Here is a 16,540-nt window from a genome sequence, read left to right on the forward strand (position 1 = left end):
TGGTTACCGAATGTTGCCAATTTGTAAATTCGAATGGTGAATTTTTTAGCCCATATCTATCTTTCCTTTGAAGACCCCGAAATTACCTTGGGCAACTTTTTTGCCGATCATATCCGTGGCAACAAATACAAGCACCTTCCCCATAAACTTCAGAAAGGGGTTTTATTGCATAGGGCCATTGATTCCTTTACGGATGCCCACCCCATTCCAAGAATAAGCAGTAAACGATTACACAAAAACTACAGTCACTATAGCAGGGTTATTGTGGACATTTACTACGATCATTTTTTGGCCAAAAACTGGATGGATTATTCGGACACCCCCTTACTGGAATTTGTAGCGGGATTCTATGATCTTTTGGAAAGCAATTATGATATATTGCCATTGGGCACGCAACGTATGATGCCCTATATGATTGCGGATAACTGGCTCTATAACTATTCCAACCTTGAAGGTATTTCCCGCGTATTGAACGGGATGAACCAACGCACACAGAATAAATCCAAAATGAATTTGGCCATTTTGGATTTAAAGGCGCACTATTCAGACTTTGAGAATGAGTTCAAATCTTTTTTTGCAGAATTGATTACCTTTTCCCAACAAAAATTCAACGAATTATGCGCAAGCTAACAGTACTGCTTTCCTTACTCCTTTTCGTTCATTGCAAACAGGCTCCCATAATCCCCACCGGCTTGGTCACCGAGAAAGCCATGGTGGTCTCCGCTCGCGAAGAAGCATCCAAAATTGGAGTCGCTATTATGGAGAAAGGCGGAAATGCCTTTGATGCCATGGTCGCTACGGAATTGGCTTTGGCGGTTGCCTACCCTTTTGCTGGAAATCTTGGCGGTGGTGGGTTTATGGTATATCGGAAAAAAAATGGTGAAGTAGGTGGTTTGGATTACAGGGAGAAAGCACCATTGGCCGCCCATAGGGATATGTATCTGGATTCTTTGGGCAATGTAATTCCGAATATGAGTACGGTTGGCGCAACCGCGGTGGGTGTTCCGGGAACAGTGGCCGGTGTTTTTGAAGTACATGAAAAATTTGGTTCCCTACCCATCGCAACTATACTAAAACCTATCATTGCCCTTGCAAAAAAAGGGGTTGTGGTCACGGAAAAACAGGCAAAACGGCTGGAAGGATACCGAGAGCGTTTTATTGAAGTCAATGGGGATAGCACCAAATTCGCACATCCCTTTAAAGCTGGGGACACCATTAAATATCCTGCCCTGGCCGCCACATTGACCAAATTGTCGGTTGAAGGAAAAGACGGGTTCTATACCGGTGAAATTGCAAAAAAATTAGCTGATTTTATCCAAGGGAGAGGCGGTTTTATCACCACCGAGGATTTGGAAAAATATGAAGCCGTATGGAGACAGCCGATTATTTTTGAATATAAGGACCTGAAAATCATAAGTATGAGTCCGCCCAGTAGCGGTGGCGTTACCATGAACCAAATGTTCAAAATGATGGAGCCCTATGCCATTGGTGACTATGGACACAACTCCACCAAGGCCATTCAGCTGTTTACCGAAGCGGCTCGAAGGGCCTATGCCGACCGAAACTACTTCCTGGGCGACCCGGATTTTGTTGATATCCCAATAGATCTTTTGGTTGGCCAAAACTATCTGGCGGAGCGGTTTTCCGACTTTTCCTTTGAAGCAGCAACCCCCTCAGAACGTGTTTCCCATGGTGTCGTGGAGGTTGTGGAAAGTATGGAAACCACCCACTACTCCATTGTTGATGATGAAGGAAATGCCATATCGGCCACCACCACTTTGAATGGGGGCTATGGCTCCAAGCTTTACCATCCCGAATTGGGCTTCTTTTTGAACAATGAAATGGACGATTTCAGTTCTAAGATCGGGGTGCCAAATATGTTTGGCCTTATTGGAGCGGAGGCCAATAGCATTGCACCGGAAAAACGGATGTTAAGTAGTATGACACCCACTATTGTAGAAAAGGACGGAGCACTCTATATGGTAGTTGGCACACCTGGTGGTTCCACCATCATTACCGCTGTTGCCCAGACCATCCTAAATGTATATGAATTCAATCTGAGTATGCAAGAGGCGGTTAACGCACCTCGTTTTCACCACCAGTGGTTACCGGATATGATCATGTTTGAAGAGGAAGGCTTTTCCACGGAGCTAAAGGAGGAACTCAAATCCAAAGGGTATCCCATTTTGGAAGGGAGGACCCGTATTATTGGTAAGGTGGATGCCATTCGCATATTGCCCGATGGCCAATTGGAAGGAGGAGCCGATAAACGTGGGGATGATAAAGCAATGGGGTTTTAATGGCTGGGTTGGATGTCGTATTACTTACTGCCGATGCGTATTTGGATACGGAAACCCAAAATCCATTGGCGCGCAACGTGGTTTTGGAGGACGGCTTGGTTGCCGAGGCCTTAAAAAACGAAGGGTTGAATTTGGACATAAAATCGTGGTCCGATCCCCTATTTGATTGGAACAGCACGGATTATGTACTGATTCGTACGCCCTGGGACTATTTTGAACGCTTTGAAGATTTTATGCTATGGTTCCAAACCACTTCAAAACAAACCAAGTTCATCAATAGCGCGGCCCTTATCCATTGGAATATTGACAAGAATTATTTGAAGGAACTTCAGGAAAGAGGTATCCGTTTGCCCAATACGTACTTTATTCCCTCGGCTTCAAACAGTTCACTGGAAGAAGCCATGGCCCTCGCCGAACAACAGTTCGGACACAAATGTAATACCTGGGTATTGAAACCCTGTATTGCAGCGGGCGCGTTCAATACGTATAAATTTAGTACGGAACAAGCAAAAGGATATCAAGAGCGGTACAAAAAGCTGATTCAAAAGCAAGACTTTATGCTTCAGGAATTTCAACAAAGTGTTGTGCGCAAAGGGGAAATTTCCTTGATGTTGTTCAATGGCGAGTATTCCCATGCCGTTCTTAAGAAAGCCAAACCCGGTGATTTTCGTGTACAGGATGATTATGGGGGTACGGTGGAATTGTACGAAGCTTCGAACAAAGAAATTGCCTTTGCCCAAGAGGTAGTTCAGGTATGCAAGGAAATGCCATTGTATGCCCGGGTAGATATTTTGGAAGACAATAGGGGAAAACTCGCTTTGGCCGAATTGGAAATTTTTGAGCCTGAACTTTGGTTCCGGTTTAAACCCAATTCCGCAAAAGCACTGGCCCATTCGATAAAAGAAACTTTTTTTACATGAAACGAATTCTAAAGATTTTAGGAATTGGATTGGGATCGGTGATTCTTATCGGATTGATTTTTGGCATTATCGCCCATGAAGCCTTACCAGAAGGACGTACGGGTCCGGAGGCGGACAGACTCGCCCAAAAAATGTTGGACGCTTTGAACCATGAAAAATATAGCCAGACCCGCTATCTGGAATGGTCCTATCAAGGGGGGCGTAATCAGTATAAATGGGATAAGGAGCTGGGGCTATGCCAGGTAAAATGGGACGACCATGAAGTTGATTTAAACCTATCAAAACCTAATGAAAGTAAGGTCATAAAAAAGGGTGAGCCACTTCCAAAAGATGAAGGAAAGGCGATTGTGGAAAAAGCCTTGACCTATTTTAACAACGATTCCTTTTGGCTGGTAGCGCCATACAAGGTGTTCGATGCGGGAACCACACGCAGTATCGTGGTTTTGGAAGACGGCACGGAAGGTTTATTGATTACGTATAACAGTGGTGGGACCACACCAGGGGACAGTTATTTATGGGAGCTCAATCCCAATGGATTTCCCAATAGCTATAAAATGTGGGTGAAAATCATCCCCATAGGAGGATTGGAAGCCTCATGGGACGATTGGATGGAAGTGGAAAGCGGTGCTTTTTTACCCAAAAGTCATAAGTTGGGGCCTATTACCTTAAGTATGGGTGATGTAAAGGGGTACAACTAATTGCACAAATCTTCTGAAACCGTTAACTTCATCCTATGCTAAAAGGTCATGGAATTGTTTTTGCACTTGGGATGCTTTCGCTATGTTTTTTAGGGGCGTGCAATCCTAAAAATGAACCGCCCAAAGGGGTTGATCTTTCAAAGCACGCTGCAAAAATCAATTCCGAAGCTTCCCTTGAAAAAGGCAGCAGTTATCTTTCCGTATACTCCGATGTATACAGTTATTCCGAGCAATTAAAACACAGCTTAACGGCAACGATCAGTTTAAGGAACCTGGATGAATCCAATCCAATATACATTTACAGGGCAGAATATTTTGATACCAGTGGAAAAAAGATCCTGGACTACGTACCACAGCCCATTGCATTAAAACCTTTGGAGACCATAAACATCATCATTGAAGAGACTGATGAAAGTGGTGGCACCGGAGCTAATTTTGTTTTCGATTGGGCAATTCCCAAGGGCGGTATTGAACCGTTGTTTGAAGCCATAATGATTTCTACCAAAGGGCAACAAGGGCTTTCCTTTGCCACTACGGGACATCGTATTAGATGAGTCTTTGGAGGTGGATCATAGTTCAGTCAGTCCAAACTCGGATAGGATGATCTCCCATTCCTGGGTCTCCGCAATTTCCAATATCCGTTGTGAAATGGCCTGTTCCAATACTACGGCGTCCTTTTTGATTCCAAAGGCATAAAACTGCACATCAAACTTCAGGGGTAATAGTTCCAATTGCTTTAAGTCGGCATCTTTCTTAATTCGATATTGCAGGATGGGTTCGTCATAAATAAAGGCATGAATAAAAACAATTCTATTCCGGAAAGAATGAACTATCTTTAAAATTGGTTAGTTTCCTTCTTAGTTTTTCTTCATTCACAAAAATCCTACTTGCAGCGTAATTCCTTTTTATGAATTCTTGAGATACCTTTTCCGGATCGCCCTCTAGGTCCTTTCGTTTAAAAAGGTGAACTCTATTGCATCTATTAGAGTTGAATAACTCAGCCAGTAATGTTTTATCTGTAGTGCCCAAAGAATGCCCCAACACTAATATTTGGTAGACATTAAAACTTTCCAAAGCGGATTCATAAATTTGGTTGTAATTCGAGTCTCTTTGATATTCAAAGGTCTTGAAATAGGTAAGAAATTCGTCGATTTCCAATTCCTTAATTTCTTCATAGTCTGAATTCTTGTCATTCCCATATCCGAAAATAATATCATCATCCGCTAATGAACCATGCATATAGTTTAATTTATATTTCAAACCATTTCCAAAACTTTCCAAATAAGGTTCAATGGTATTGGTATAGTTGAAATTAACGATGTAAACGTTTTTTACATTGACCAAATGTTTTTCGAAAAAAGACTGGACATTGGGGGATTTGGTTATTTCTATAGAGTTAAGGTATTTGGACAATAGAGTTTTTATCTCAGCAAACTCCTCGTTTAGCTTTTTCAAATTGGTTGTATCAAACTTAATTCCCTTCTTTATTGCCTCATTTTTAAAACTAACTAGCTCAGAGAAATAGGCGTTTTCAATATCGAACCAGTTTAGATATTGGCTATCATATAGTTTTCCAAGTAAGGAATTGCTTATAAACTGTTGGATTTCTGATGGTTTTTCTTTTAGATATTGTACTACTTTTTCAGGTCTATTCTGTAAAATCTCCCACCAAATCACATCCATATAATTGTCGAGGTCAACCTCACTAACAGTTTTTTTTAAAATTTGATCTATGAAATCTCGTTTGAATAAACCATTACTTTTCTCTGCATTCCTAACAATATTTTCAAGACCAAGTACAATTTCATTTTCTATTAAGTGATCTGCAAAATCTGAAAAACGGGTTTTTAAATCGTGGGCAAGGTCAAAACCATTGCCAATAATCATGATGATGTTTTGGGTATACATATTTTTTTACTTGTAATAAATATCTCACTTTAATTATGTTTGGACAACCTCAGATTTTACGAACCTAAGCCTATTTTTTACGAAACTTAAAGTTTACGTGGCCCCAGTTATGGCAATATCACTCACTATTTGTTCAACTGTTTAAAAAAAGGATTTCTTTTGAGCCAAAAATTTCAGTAGTTTTTATTTTTAATAGTAGTTATTAATTTAAGCCTTAATGAACAAGGGAGAGATTATATTATATGATGACAAGCCAAGTATAGAAATTCGACTGTATGATGATACCATTTGGTTAAATCAAAAACAAATGGCTGAGTTGTTTGATAGGGATAGTGATACCATAGGTCTGCATTTAAAGAATATTTTTTCTTCTAAAGAATTGGATAAAAAAGCAACTACCGAGAAATACTCGGTGGTTCAAAAAGAGGGAAACAGACAAGTAAGGCGTAACGTACTATTTTATAATCTTGATGCAATAATATCCGTTGGTTACCGTGTAAACTCAAAACGAGGTACTCAATTCAGAATTTGGGCCAATAGTGTTTTAAAGGAATATTTGGTCAAGGGCTACGTTATAAATGAAAAACGGTTGGCTCAAAAAGAAGAAGAAATTCAAATACTTAAAAACGGGATTTCAATACTAGGAAGAGCAATAGAAGAAAAGTCAAATGATAACAATGAGTGGTTAAGACAATTTGCCAAAGGCTTAGAACTACTTGATGATTATGATCATGAGAGTTTAGACAAGAAAGGACTGACGAAAAAGAAGACCACTTACCCGAGCTTGGGAGAATATCAAAAGCTCGTGGAGCAAATGCGTAAGGAGTTTGATTCAGATGTATTCGGGAAGGAAAAGGACAAAAATTTTCAAAGCTCATTAGCGCAGATTGAAAAAGGTTTTGGAACAAAGGATTTCTATCCTACAATAGAGGGAAAAGCTGCAACCTTACTCTATCTGATTACCAAAAACCATTCTTTTATAGATGGTAATAAGCGTATTGCTGCAGCCTGCTTCCTCAAGTTTCTTAGTGCAAACAATATGCTTGTTTCCCGAAAAGGAAAACCCATAATAAGTAATGATACACTGGCAAGCTTAACTCTTTTTATTGCCTCGAGCAAGCCAGAGGAAATGGAAACGGTAAAACAATTGGTAATTAGTGTTTTAAATCGAAATAGATGATTAAGGCTTAGAAAGCTCAAAAAAAGCATCCAATTGATGGTTCTTTAAGGCTTTTAGACCGGGGACAACCCCTTCAAACTCTTCAACATCCTTAAAAAAATGGACTTTTAAAAAATCCCTGGCCTCGGAACCTTTTATAGTGCCTACCTTTCGTTCTTTAAATGCATTAAAACTATCATTGCTGTTCGCAAGTTGATCGACCGTGAGACTGGAGGCAATACTTGCCGTTAACCCGGAAACAAAGAGCAATCCACTGAGCATTAGCCCCATTGCTGCAATTTTGCCCCCTCTGGTCCTTGGGGATTTATCGCCATACCCTACAGTGGTCAGGGTTACGGCGGACCACCATAGTCCGTCCCAAACCCCTTTATGGTTTTTACGGAACTCTGGATTTCCCCTGCGTTCAAAAAACCATGCAACCGTACCAAAGAAAAGTAGAATAACGAGCAGTAGCAAAAACCCTTTTAGGAAATTCAACTTAAAGAACGAAGCAATAAACTGTCGCAGTTTTTGAAAAGAGGATTCTTGTGCCACGGCAACCGAAGAATGTGAGGCAAAAAACGAATGCGTAAATTCCATATCCTTACTTCTATGGCCCGTAATGGTCAAGGGATTGATGGACACATCCACATCGCCGCGTTTTAGGGCATCCAACATGTCGGAGAAATTCATTTGCTTCAGCTTGTATTCCAGTTCCAGGTCGTTCGCCACCTGCCTCCAAAGCCAAACATTTATTCCCTCCAACAAGCCATCTTCCTGAATGATAAATGGCGCTGCGGGTGCGTAGGCCACCACTAAGGTATCCTTGGAGGCCTGTCCCATTAAAAACTGAATGGTCATAAAGAACAGAAGTAATGGTTTGGTCATACGCTTGACTGGTATTTCAATTTAAATACATCGATTCGTCGTCACCCATAAAAATTTTGAACAATTTGGGGTACAATGACCTATATCATTGTTAATAAAAGAAGTTCCCCATAGTTTCGTACCCGATTTAAATATAATCAATATGGTAGCTAGAACTAAATCACTGATTGCAATTGCCTTACTGACTTGCTGTATTATGTATGCACAAAAGGGTTTTGAAAAGGAAATAGGGTTTGATGATGATCCAATTCCAATAGAATTGATCGAATTGAACGGTGTAGTGAGTAGTGTTTATGAAGCTTCTTGTGATTTTACCTATGGAAAATCCGAAACGGAACTTCATCTTTTGGTCTTAACCGATGAAGAACAAGAAGTACATGTCCATTTAGGACCGGTTTGGGCCACCTCCATCTGGACTGATGGTGTAGAAGGACATGTCGTTAGCCTTATTGTTTTCTCCATAGAGCATCTTCCCCATAACCATTACGTTGCCAAAGAACTACATTGGGACGGCCATAATGCGGAATTTAGGGATGAATATTTAAAACCATTTTGGGTCAACGGCTATAACCAAGGAATTTGGTAAAATCCAGGCAGGTAGTACAGGAACGTTAGGACTTTCGGTTAAAATCATTTTTACCTGTATTACCTGCTTTTTCCATACCACCATCCGTGATACGTTTTAAATGGAAGCAGGTAAAAACCGTCCATTCGAATTTTTCCCATAAGAAAGGCCTGCCTACCGGATACAGACAGGTCTAAGCGGTGTGCTGCGCACGGGCTGTTTCCCATTTGTCCTATAATTAGCCGTGGCGCCTGTGCTGGGCGTAGTCGAAGCATCAAAACCCATCCGTATCGAACAGCACCTGCCCAAAAGGCAAGATAGGCGTTCGGGCGTGTTGCCGCGCGCCAACGCTTATGGCCTTCATAAAGGCAAATGCCTTTGCATTTTCTTTTATACACCATTCCCAGCCGCTTGGCCCAGACCAAAAAAGGCTAGCCTTTCGTCCTTTTTCGTAATTCTCGTAAACTGGAAAATCCAGGAAAGATTTTTTCTGGAAATTCCTTGCCCGCGGCAGTCAGGCCCGCAAGTTTGCCTCAAAAGCTTAGGACGATTTTTTGGAAAGTCTAGTAGACTTTTCAAAAAACGGGCCAGATGGTAGCGTTGGCAAAAGAGCATAAATTTCTAAGCACTTGCTTACCCCAATATATTGAGCTTATCAATGAACCCATTTAGCCATTTGAAAAAGTCTAAATGAGTTCAACATTAAAACAGTTGTTGAATAGTTTTCATTGATAAAAACATTTTACCGCTATCTGGAAGTTTTATAAAACCATATTTTGTGTAAAAGCTGTCCGCATCTTCATCAATTGGGTCCACAATTACCGCAAATGAGCCAATCTCTTTTGAAACCAAATAACTTCTTTTTAATGCTTCTATTAGAAGTTTCTTTCCAAGACCTTTTCCTTTGAATTTGGTGTCAACAGCTAATCTGCCAAGTAAACTTGTTGGAATTGAAGTATATGATTTGGGAAGTTTTTTCTTAAAGCTTTCGGGGACCTGTTCAAGAGGGATACTATTATTGGATAGGGTGAAATATCCTTGCACTATTTTGTCTTCCTCAACAAAAACAAAGCAAGCCGATAATTTTCTCTTAACATCTTGACCTGCTTGTTTTTGAATATAATTGTCGAGCATCTCTTTTCCACAAGAAAACTCTTTTTTGATATGGGAACTATCTAAACTCTCTGTTAGAAAAATCATTCAGAAACCGCTTCATTGTATTGTTTAGCAGCTTCAATCAAACTTTTATTGGGCTTTTCTGCATTTACAATGGCATCAAAGAAAATTTCGCTGTCCCTTTGACTTTCAAGGACTCTTTCCCAATCACTAACAATTGACTTTGCTTTTTCCTGGGTAGCGGATATAACAAAATCGGTTAAACTGCGAAAGCCTCCTAACCTAGCAGCCCTTTCAAAAAAGATTTTCTGCTTCTTAGGTAGTCTGGTATCAAATCTGGCTTTCTCTTCGTTAATCGCTTCTGTTCCCATGATTATTTTTTTCAAATGTACGTACAGTTTCCGTACCAAGCAACATTTTGTACGCTTTTTTTCCGTACAAATTTATATCTCCCTTTCTTCCAATCAATTGTATGTACCAGAATTATTTATAACCGAAGCGTTAAGAAGTAAGTTACTTTTCTTTTTTTCTTGATGCTTCAACGTTGCACAGCAGAGCTAAAAAAGAAACAACCTATCCTAACGCCCACCTTGCCTTTCGGACAGGTGCCGTTCGGTACGGGCAAGTATCGGGAACAAGCTTATGATGGTAAAAGTGCTATTTCTCGATACCGTTTTTATGGGCCCGCCTCAAGAACCGCTCAAATTGAGAAGCCTTTAGCAAAGCCATTTCGGATACTTCCACTAGTTTTTAAGTTGTCTCTTTAATTCTTCCATCGATTCCTGCAATTGTTTGAGCAGGCCATGGTTGCTTGTGGGATTCAAATCAAAGGTGAGTTTACTACTGACTTCCCAAATCTCTTGGATTTGAAAGGGTTTGATGTCATACGGTGGATAATTTTCATTGGTGGATATCAGGGTAATGTTATTGGAGTTCGGTCGTTTTTCAATTTTTTTGACCATAACGGAATCCTGAAGCACCACCACGTACATTTTATTGGGACTTACATGATCTATATGTTCTATGGCACGGGCCATCACCCAATCATTGGGATACAGATTGGGGAGCATACTGTCCCCTTCCACCTGAAAACCTCGATAGGTGGCATTACGAAACTCTGGAATGGGGAGGTCAAAAGCGGGTAATTGTTTGTACCAACTGGTGTCCGCAATGTTTTGGGGATACCCCGCCGCAGCTTTGGCGTTGACCAAAACCATGTTATCATTGTCCTGGCTGTCTACGGTCACTACTTTGGGGATGACACTGGTTTTGGCAGTATCCAGATGTTTGGCATCACTCTCCCCAAACAACCACAACGGATTTATTTTAAACTGTCGCAACAATTCCGAAACCACCTTACCGGACAATTTGGTCTTTCCCCGTTCAATATCCGCAGTGGTATTGGAAACCCCCAATAGCTTGGCAAATTCTGCCTGGGTATAGCCCAAATCCCTTCGTATTTCAGAAAACCTTTTAAGTGTCAATTCATTTTCCATACCCAAATATAGTGTATTTGGAATATTTCCAAAAATATTTTTGGACTATTTCCATATTTAGGAATATTTCCATACTTTTGATTGGAATATTTCCAAGTAGATGAACTTTGAACGTATTAAGGAGAAACTGAACATTTTGGCGGATGCTGCCAAATATGATGTTTCCTGCGCCAGTAGCGGAAGTACCAGGATCAACAAGAACAAAGGTCTGGGCAACGCTACCCGCATGGGAATCTGCCATAGTTATACAGAAGATGGCCGTTGTGTTTCCCTTTTAAAAATATTGCTGACCAATCATTGCATTTATGATTGTGCCTATTGCGTGTCCCGCAGGAGCAACGACATCAAAAGGGCCGGTTTTAGGATTCAGGAAGTAGTGGATTTGACCATCAACTTCTATCGTAGAAACTATATCGAGGGGCTTTTTTTAAGCTCCGGAATCTTTAAAAGTCCCGACCATACCATGGAACGTTTGGTCCGTGTGGCCAAAAAATTGAGGGAAGAGGAGAATTTTAATGGTTACATCCATTTAAAGTCCATTCCGGGATGTAGTGACGAATTGATGTACGAGGCCGGGTTGTATGCGGACCGATTGTCGGTCAACATAGAAATCCCCACCATTTCCGGCCTTAAACTATTGGCACCGGAAAAGGAGCATCAAGACTTTACCAAACCCATGCGCAAAGTGAAAAATGAAATTGTCCGGTACCATAATGAACGAAAGCTTATCCGAAGTACCCCAAAATATGCCCCCGCAGGGCAAAGCACACAAATGATCGTAGGTGCAACTGGGGAGAGCGATAAGGACATCATGTATTCCGCTACCTATTATTATAAGACCTACAGTATGAAACGGGTCTATTATTCCGGTTATGTCCCGGTCTTGGAAGATAGTCGTTTGCCTTCCCTAACGGCCAAAGTACCGATGCTTAGGGAGAATAGATTGTATCAAACGGATTGGTTGTTGCGCTTTTATGGGTTTGCCGTAAATGAACTATTGAACGATGCCCATCCCAATTTGGATGTGGATGTGGATCCCAAGCTTTCCTGGGCCTTGCGGAATTTACATCATTTTCCCGTGGACATCAATAAGGGGGACAAGCGAATGCTGGCACGGGTACCAGGGTTGGGGATGCAATCCGTTGGGAAGATTTTGAGTGCGAGACGATTTCGAAAATTGAACTGGGACCATCTCAAAAAAATGGGGGTGGCCCTCAACCGCGCTAAGTATTTTATGGTGTGTGATTCCCGCCATTGGGAACGCCGCGATTTGGATGCGGATAAAGTTAAAGGACTGATTTTGCAAAACTCCTCCGGGAAGTTCAGAAATCAGTACGGTCAACAATTGTCATTGTTTAACCAATGATTGGAAAATTCGTCAATTCGAGTGATTTTATTGGAGTTGAGCGCAGTGAAACTCAGAAAATAGTATGGAGGATAGAATTTTTGAAACATATGCCCGCCTGTTCTCGATACAATTCCAACAAGTTGGAACCACTCGAACTGACACGGAAAGTCAAAAATGAGAATACCATGGAGAGAACACTAAGGAAAACGGACTATTTGGAACGCAAGCGCCAGGCCATTTTGGACATGGGCTATACGTATGTCAGATTTCGAAGTAGGGCGAAAAAGTCGCTGCGAACGCTAAAAAGAATCATGCAAAATAATATAAATCATTTCGAATGTCACATAGAGCGCAGTTGAAACGGATACGGGAAATCCAGGTTTTTGCCTTCTCTTCAACAGGATTGTGGCGACACACCGAAATGATAACATCAAAAAACAAAATATCATGAAAAACGCAACAATGGATTCCCGCCTACACGGGAACGACAAAAAAACCACACTCATTTACGACGGGAGCTTCAACGGCTTTCTTACCGCTGTTTTCATTGCCTTTGAAGAAAAATTAAACGTGGCGGACATTCAAAAGAACGGTCAGGCCCAAAATGGACTGTTTTCAGAGAACGAAACCATCTTTACCAATGTGGATAAGGCCAAGCGGGTGTGGAATGGGGTCCGTGCCAAAAGCTATAATGCCATTAGCAACATTTACTTTGCCTTTTTAAGTGAAACCGAAGGCGTGGAACGGCTTCTTTTTGAATACATCAAAAAATTGATGGCCCAGAAGGGAAAACAGGCCGATTTTTCCGATGGAACCGTTCTGTACATTTCACAGTTGGCCAGAAAAGTGGGACGCGAAAAACATCGTATGGAAGCCTTTGTCCGTTTTCAGTTGACCAAGGACACTATTTATTTTGCCAATATAGAACCGGACTTTGATGTATTACCACTAATATCCAAACATTTTCGAAATCGGTATGCCGACCAGCAATGGTTGATTTATGATGTAAAGCGACGTTATGGGATTTTTTATGATTTGGAAGGGGTAGAAATCGTTTCCCTGAACCTGGACAAAATCCATTTTAACCGTACCCGAAAGAGCAAGGCCTTTACGGATGGGGAATACGAATATCAAGACCTTTGGAACAATTATTTTAAAAGTACCCACATTAAATCGCGAATCAATAGAAAATTACATACGCAACATATCCCTAAACGCTATTGGAAGTACCTCTCTGAGAAAAAGGCTGTCTAGATTTTTCGGTGCTTCCATTATTGTATGTGAACTTTATGAAAGTAAATTAGCGTTCCCTGAGCACAGTCGAAGGGTGAGGAAAAAACAAGCAATCTAAAAAGTGGCTTACAAACAACTCAAATTATGGTTTGACCGGGACTTGGCAGTACTATTGGCCGATAAACTGCTAAGCAATGGAGTTCAATTTGACAAAGATGCTTTTGTCCATATCGCTACCCAGGAACTGGATGATCTGGAACTCAAAGGTCGCGTCGAGTATATCGCTGATGCGTTGTACCAGCATCTGCCCTTTGATTATCAAGAGGCAATTTCAAAACTAGTTGCCATTCTTGGACCGGAAAATGAAAAGGAAACGGGCATGTTCAAGGAGTTTTACTGGGTGATGCCCATTGCCAAATATGTTGAGAAATATGGTTTGGTCGATTTTGATGTTTCCATGCACGCCATTTATGAAATTACCAAACGCAATACCGGGGAATACACCATTCGTCCCTTTCTGGAAAAGCATCCTGAAAAAACCCTAAGTCTTCTGGAGCAATGGGCAAAGGACCCCAACAAACATGTCCGGCGATTGGCCAGTGAAGGGGTACGTCCGCGATTGCCCTGGGCAGCAAAATTGGACCAATTTATCCAGGACCCCTCGTCCATTCTCCCCATTTTGGAAAACCTTAAAGACGACCCCAGTAAATATGTGCAAAAGTCTGTGGCCAATTGCATCAATGATGTTTTAAAGGACAATACTGAAGTTGGAAAAACACTGATTGAAAGTTGGGTGCCCAACGCCTCCAAAGAACGGAAATGGATTATAAAACATGCCCTACGGAATTTGGTGAAGGCCAATGCGGATTGGGCAGTTAAGATTGTGGCACAGTAGAAAATCGAATGTCCTTCCCGTGCCTAAGCAGTATTGAAAGTTTCTATCCAGGGAATTGGGAGGTCAACCGTTTACACATGACGAACATTAAAGTAAGGATAAGGCCAGTTCGGCCATCACTTTAAACGAAGCCTCGCGTTCCTTATGACTTAATTGTTCCTTGGTCACCAAAGAATCCGAAATGGTCAATAGGGTCAATGCTTCTATGCCGTATTTAGCGGCCAGGGTGTAGATACCGGCCGTTTCCATTTCCACGCAGAGTATACCATAATCTGCCCATTTTTTGTAATAGTCGGGGTTGTCGTCATAAAAAATATCCGAGGACAAGATATTCCCCGCTTTTATAGGAATATTCCGTTCCGTAGCATAGCGAATGGCCTTTTGAAACAGTTCAAAACTGGCTGTTGGCGCATAATTGGCATGGGGAAATCGGGAAGCATTCACATTGGAGTCCGTGGAGGCCGCCATGGCCACTACAATATCATTGAGCTGTACATCCGCTTGATAGGAACCTGCGGAGCCTACACGAATAATCTGCTTTACCCCATACTCTTTGACGAGTTCATTGCAATACACCAAGGTGGAGGGAATCCCCATTCCACCGCCCTGTACGGATACCTTTTTTCCTTTATAAGTTCCCGTATAGCCCAACATACCGCGAACTTGATTGTAGCAAAAGACCGCTTCCAAAAAGGTCTCTGCAATCCATTTGGCACGCAACGGATCTCCAGGTAACAATACTGTTGGGGCAATTTCCCCGTCTTTGGCTTCAAGATGTACGGACATAGCGGTTATTTAGGTTTTGACCAAAATGGGTCCTGAGGAAGTTCCGATTCGGGAAACACCCAGTTCAATATATTGCAGGGCAGCCGATCTATCCCGAATGCCTCCGGACGCTTTTATTAGGGCTTTATCGCCCACAATGGATTTCATTAACCGAACATCGTCCAAAGTGGCCCCGCCGGAACCAAAACCTGTGGATGTTTTTACAAAATCGGCACCTGCAGTTACCGCAAGGTGGCAGGCCCTTTTCTTTTCATCATCGGTCAGATAACAGGTCTCCAGAATGACCTTCAATACCTTCTCCCTTATCCCTTGCTTAATTTGGGCGATTTCATGCTGTACGTTGGCATCCCTTCCGGACTTTAACCAGCCAACATTGAGGACCATATCCACTTCGTCCGCGCCCTTATTCACGGCATCTTTTGCTTCAAAGATTTTTGCCTCCGTGGTCATGGCTCCCAAAGGAAACCCAATGACCGTTGCTATTTGGGTGGCCTGCCCCTGCAGTTGGTCTACCGCCAATTCCACATAACAGCCATTTACACAAACGGCCTTAAACTCATAGACAATGGCCTCTTGACACAGTTTTTTAATATCGCCCTCGGTAGCTTGAGGTTTTAAAAGGGTATGGTCAATATATGGTGCTAAATCCATTAACGGTCAATTATTTGGTTCGTTCCCCTACAAACTGATCACTTTTATTTTTGAAGAGCACATTAAAACTCGTCAAGGACCCATAAATTCGGGTGACGTATTGTTGCAAATCCACCTTTTCCTGATCGTCCAGATTTTTACTGCTGTTGATTTTTTGCTCCATGACCCGCAGCCGGTCCCGCACCATAACAATTTTATGAAAAAAGGTGTCGATGGGCATTTCCTTGTTCGCCACATTATCCCCGGGTTCCAAGATGAGTTTCCCCCCTCTCCATTTATCCGCAATGGCCACTCGCTCATGGGTGTCGCCCCACTTTTTTAGGATGGATACCAAGGAGCTTTCCACGTCAAAAAGGCTTACGGTGTCTACATCATCGTCGGATCGTTCAATAACTTCAAAATCGGCATCCAAATCTAGGGTCTCCAATCCATTTTCGATAAACGTGACCCAATAATGTTGGGAGGATACATTGGTGACCACCCCTTTTCCATATTCTGGATGGTCTATACGAGAGCCTATGCCCAATAGTTTCATAGCATACGTTTTGATAAAAACCTTCAATTCGAGTGCTTTGCG

20 protein-coding genes are annotated in these 16,540 nt (G+C 41.8%); 11 read left to right on the plus strand and 9 right to left on the minus strand.

Translation table 11 applies throughout. The features are described from left to right. Positions 1 to 36: 36 nt before the first annotated feature. The 5 genes from L0P88_RS22530 to L0P88_RS22550 are packed head-to-tail and all read left to right on the plus strand — an operon-like array spanning position 37 to position 4,472. Positions 37 to 630 (plus strand): ACP phosphodiesterase, encoded by a 594-nt coding sequence (locus L0P88_RS22530; RefSeq protein WP_247134915.1) that lies wholly within the window; start codon positions 37 to 39, stop codon positions 628 to 630. Continuing rightward, on the plus strand, positions 618 to 2,300 hold the full coding sequence (gene ggt / locus L0P88_RS22535; protein WP_247132190.1) for a gamma-glutamyltransferase: 1,683 nt from the start codon (positions 618 to 620) through the stop codon (positions 2,298 to 2,300). Before L0P88_RS22530 ends, ggt begins: the two co-directional genes overlap by 13 nt. Continuing rightward, positions 2,300 to 3,220, plus strand: a complete 921-nt coding sequence (locus L0P88_RS22540) for a RimK family alpha-L-glutamate ligase (RefSeq protein ID WP_247132192.1) — start codon at positions 2,300 to 2,302, stop codon at positions 3,218 to 3,220. The genes ggt and L0P88_RS22540 overlap by 1 nt, the downstream gene beginning before the upstream one ends. Next, on the plus strand, positions 3,217 to 3,918 hold the full coding sequence (locus tag L0P88_RS22545) for a hypothetical protein (RefSeq protein ID WP_247132193.1): 702 nt from the start codon (positions 3,217 to 3,219) through the stop codon (positions 3,916 to 3,918). Before L0P88_RS22540 ends, L0P88_RS22545 begins: the two co-directional genes overlap by 4 nt. A gap of 35 nt (positions 3,919 to 3,953) precedes the next feature. Then, positions 3,954 to 4,472, plus strand: a complete 519-nt coding sequence (locus L0P88_RS22550) for a DUF3124 domain-containing protein (protein ID WP_247132194.1) — start codon at positions 3,954 to 3,956, stop codon at positions 4,470 to 4,472. Between the two features lie 15 nt (positions 4,473 to 4,487). Here the strand turns inward: L0P88_RS22550 and L0P88_RS22555 are convergent, their stop codons facing one another. Together L0P88_RS22555 and L0P88_RS22560 are read right to left on the minus strand one after the other, a co-directional pair. Then, a complete protein-coding gene (locus L0P88_RS22555; RefSeq protein ID WP_247132195.1) occupies positions 4,488 to 4,649 on the minus strand; it encodes a hypothetical protein in 162 nt (53 codons plus the stop codon). A 79-nt stretch (positions 4,650 to 4,728) separates the two neighbouring features. Further along, positions 4,729 to 5,805, minus strand: a complete 1,077-nt coding sequence (locus L0P88_RS22560) for an AbiH family protein (RefSeq protein ID WP_247132196.1) — start codon at positions 5,803 to 5,805, stop codon at positions 4,729 to 4,731. A 238-nt stretch (positions 5,806 to 6,043) separates the two neighbouring features. On the opposite strand from L0P88_RS22560, the gene rhuM reads away from it, so the two are divergent. Continuing rightward, complete coding sequence (gene rhuM / locus L0P88_RS22565; protein ID WP_247132198.1) at positions 6,044 to 7,006, plus strand: RhuM family protein; 963 nt, start codon at positions 6,044 to 6,046, stop codon at positions 7,004 to 7,006. Here the strand turns inward: rhuM and L0P88_RS22570 are convergent, their stop codons facing one another. Continuing rightward, complete coding sequence (locus tag L0P88_RS22570) at positions 7,007 to 7,873, minus strand: transporter substrate-binding domain-containing protein (protein ID WP_247132199.1); 867 nt, start codon at positions 7,871 to 7,873, stop codon at positions 7,007 to 7,009. A 142-nt stretch (positions 7,874 to 8,015) separates the two neighbouring features. Here L0P88_RS22570 and L0P88_RS22575 point away from each other — a divergent pair, with 142 nt between their 5' ends. Continuing rightward, positions 8,016 to 8,459 carry a hypothetical protein gene (locus L0P88_RS22575; protein ID WP_247132200.1) on the plus strand — a complete coding sequence of 148 codons (444 nt, stop codon included), beginning with the start codon at positions 8,016 to 8,018 and terminating at the stop codon, positions 8,457 to 8,459. 681 nt (positions 8,460 to 9,140) lie between these two features. Here the strand turns inward: L0P88_RS22575 and L0P88_RS22580 are convergent. The 3 genes from L0P88_RS22580 to L0P88_RS22590 all read right to left on the minus strand — a co-directional run bounded on the left by L0P88_RS22580 (position 9,141) and on the right by L0P88_RS22590 (position 11,050). Continuing rightward, positions 9,141 to 9,638 carry a GNAT family N-acetyltransferase gene (locus L0P88_RS22580; protein WP_247132201.1) on the minus strand — a complete coding sequence of 166 codons (498 nt, stop codon included), beginning with the start codon at positions 9,636 to 9,638 and terminating at the stop codon, positions 9,141 to 9,143. Further along, positions 9,635 to 9,925, minus strand: a complete 291-nt coding sequence (locus tag L0P88_RS22585) for a DUF1778 domain-containing protein (RefSeq protein ID WP_247132203.1) — start codon at positions 9,923 to 9,925, stop codon at positions 9,635 to 9,637. Before L0P88_RS22585 ends, L0P88_RS22580 begins: the two co-directional genes overlap by 4 nt. 372 nt (positions 9,926 to 10,297) lie before the next feature. After that, on the minus strand, positions 10,298 to 11,050 hold the full coding sequence (locus L0P88_RS22590; RefSeq protein WP_247132205.1) for an XRE family transcriptional regulator: 753 nt from the start codon (positions 11,048 to 11,050) through the stop codon (positions 10,298 to 10,300). 100 nt (positions 11,051 to 11,150) lie between these two features. On the opposite strand from L0P88_RS22590, the gene L0P88_RS22595 reads away from it, so the two are divergent. The 4 genes from L0P88_RS22595 (at position 11,151) to L0P88_RS22610 (ending at position 14,526) form a co-directional block, all read left to right on the plus strand. After that, positions 11,151 to 12,416 (plus strand): putative DNA modification/repair radical SAM protein, encoded by a 1,266-nt coding sequence (locus tag L0P88_RS22595; protein WP_247132209.1) that lies wholly within the window; start codon positions 11,151 to 11,153, stop codon positions 12,414 to 12,416. A gap of 167 nt (positions 12,417 to 12,583) precedes the next feature. Further along, positions 12,584 to 12,757, plus strand: a complete 174-nt coding sequence (locus L0P88_RS22600; RefSeq protein WP_247132211.1) for a hypothetical protein — start codon at positions 12,584 to 12,586, stop codon at positions 12,755 to 12,757. A gap of 88 nt (positions 12,758 to 12,845) precedes the next feature. After that, the gene (locus tag L0P88_RS22605; protein ID WP_247132217.1) at positions 12,846 to 13,652 is read left to right on the plus strand and encodes a TIGR03915 family putative DNA repair protein; all 807 of its coding nucleotides are present in this window, start codon (positions 12,846 to 12,848) and stop codon (positions 13,650 to 13,652) included. A 100-nt stretch (positions 13,653 to 13,752) separates the two neighbouring features. Next, positions 13,753 to 14,526, plus strand: a complete 774-nt coding sequence (locus L0P88_RS22610; RefSeq protein ID WP_247132219.1) for a DNA alkylation repair protein — start codon at positions 13,753 to 13,755, stop codon at positions 14,524 to 14,526. An 87-nt stretch (positions 14,527 to 14,613) separates the two neighbouring features. On the opposite strand, the gene deoD is transcribed toward L0P88_RS22610, so the two are convergent. From deoD to L0P88_RS22625, 3 genes are read right to left on the minus strand one after another with little or no spacing between them, the layout of a single operon-like run. Then, on the minus strand, positions 14,614 to 15,312 hold the full coding sequence (gene deoD, locus L0P88_RS22615) for a purine-nucleoside phosphorylase (RefSeq protein ID WP_247132221.1): 699 nt from the start codon (positions 15,310 to 15,312) through the stop codon (positions 14,614 to 14,616). Between the two features lie 9 nt (positions 15,313 to 15,321). Continuing rightward, positions 15,322 to 15,963, minus strand: coding sequence for a deoxyribose-phosphate aldolase (gene deoC / locus L0P88_RS22620; protein ID WP_247132223.1), 642 nt, complete (start codon positions 15,961 to 15,963; stop codon positions 15,322 to 15,324). Positions 15,964 to 15,973: 10 nt separating this feature from the next. Further along, positions 15,974 to 16,498 carry a hypothetical protein gene (locus L0P88_RS22625; protein ID WP_247132225.1) on the minus strand — a complete coding sequence of 175 codons (525 nt, stop codon included), beginning with the start codon at positions 16,496 to 16,498 and terminating at the stop codon, positions 15,974 to 15,976. Positions 16,499 to 16,540: the final 42 nt, after the last annotated feature.

The organism is Muricauda sp. SCSIO 64092 (assembly GCF_023016285.1).
In the GTDB taxonomy this organism is placed as follows: domain Bacteria; phylum Bacteroidota; class Bacteroidia; order Flavobacteriales; family Flavobacteriaceae; genus Croceivirga.

What these genes read in the sequence shown, in the direction of transcription:
- ggt (WP_247132190.1), top strand. Translation starts at nt 618, where the DNA reads ATGCGCAAGCTAACAGTACTGCTTTCCTTACTCCTTTTCGTTCATTGC.
- L0P88_RS22540 (WP_247132192.1), top strand. Translation starts at nt 2,300, where the DNA reads ATGGCTGGGTTGGATGTCGTATTACTTACTGCCGATGCGTATTTGGAT.
- L0P88_RS22545 (WP_247132193.1), top strand. Translation starts at nt 3,217, where the DNA reads ATGAAACGAATTCTAAAGATTTTAGGAATTGGATTGGGATCGGTGATT.
- L0P88_RS22550 (WP_247132194.1), top strand. Translation starts at nt 3,954, where the DNA reads ATGCTAAAAGGTCATGGAATTGTTTTTGCACTTGGGATGCTTTCGCTA.
- L0P88_RS22560 (WP_247132196.1), bottom strand. Translation starts at nt 5,805, where the DNA reads ATGATTATTGGCAATGGTTTTGACCTTGCCCACGATTTAAAAACCCGT.
- rhuM (WP_247132198.1), top strand. Translation starts at nt 6,044, where the DNA reads ATGAACAAGGGAGAGATTATATTATATGATGACAAGCCAAGTATAGAA.
- L0P88_RS22570 (WP_247132199.1), bottom strand. Translation starts at nt 7,873, where the DNA reads ATGACCAAACCATTACTTCTGTTCTTTATGACCATTCAGTTTTTAATG.
- L0P88_RS22575 (WP_247132200.1), top strand. Translation starts at nt 8,016, where the DNA reads ATGGTAGCTAGAACTAAATCACTGATTGCAATTGCCTTACTGACTTGC.
- L0P88_RS22580 (WP_247132201.1), bottom strand. Translation starts at nt 9,638, where the DNA reads ATGATTTTTCTAACAGAGAGTTTAGATAGTTCCCATATCAAAAAAGAG.
- L0P88_RS22585 (WP_247132203.1), bottom strand. Translation starts at nt 9,925, where the DNA reads ATGGGAACAGAAGCGATTAACGAAGAGAAAGCCAGATTTGATACCAGA.
- L0P88_RS22590 (WP_247132205.1), bottom strand. Translation starts at nt 11,050, where the DNA reads ATGGAAAATGAATTGACACTTAAAAGGTTTTCTGAAATACGAAGGGAT.
- L0P88_RS22595 (WP_247132209.1), top strand. Translation starts at nt 11,151, where the DNA reads ATGAACTTTGAACGTATTAAGGAGAAACTGAACATTTTGGCGGATGCT.
- L0P88_RS22600 (WP_247132211.1), top strand. Translation starts at nt 12,584, where the DNA reads ATGGAGAGAACACTAAGGAAAACGGACTATTTGGAACGCAAGCGCCAG.
- L0P88_RS22605 (WP_247132217.1), top strand. Translation starts at nt 12,846, where the DNA reads ATGAAAAACGCAACAATGGATTCCCGCCTACACGGGAACGACAAAAAA.
- deoD (WP_247132221.1), bottom strand. Translation starts at nt 15,312, where the DNA reads ATGTCCGTACATCTTGAAGCCAAAGACGGGGAAATTGCCCCAACAGTA.
- deoC (WP_247132223.1), bottom strand. Translation starts at nt 15,963, where the DNA reads ATGGATTTAGCACCATATATTGACCATACCCTTTTAAAACCTCAAGCT.
- L0P88_RS22625 (WP_247132225.1), bottom strand. Translation starts at nt 16,498, where the DNA reads ATGAAACTATTGGGCATAGGCTCTCGTATAGACCATCCAGAATATGGA.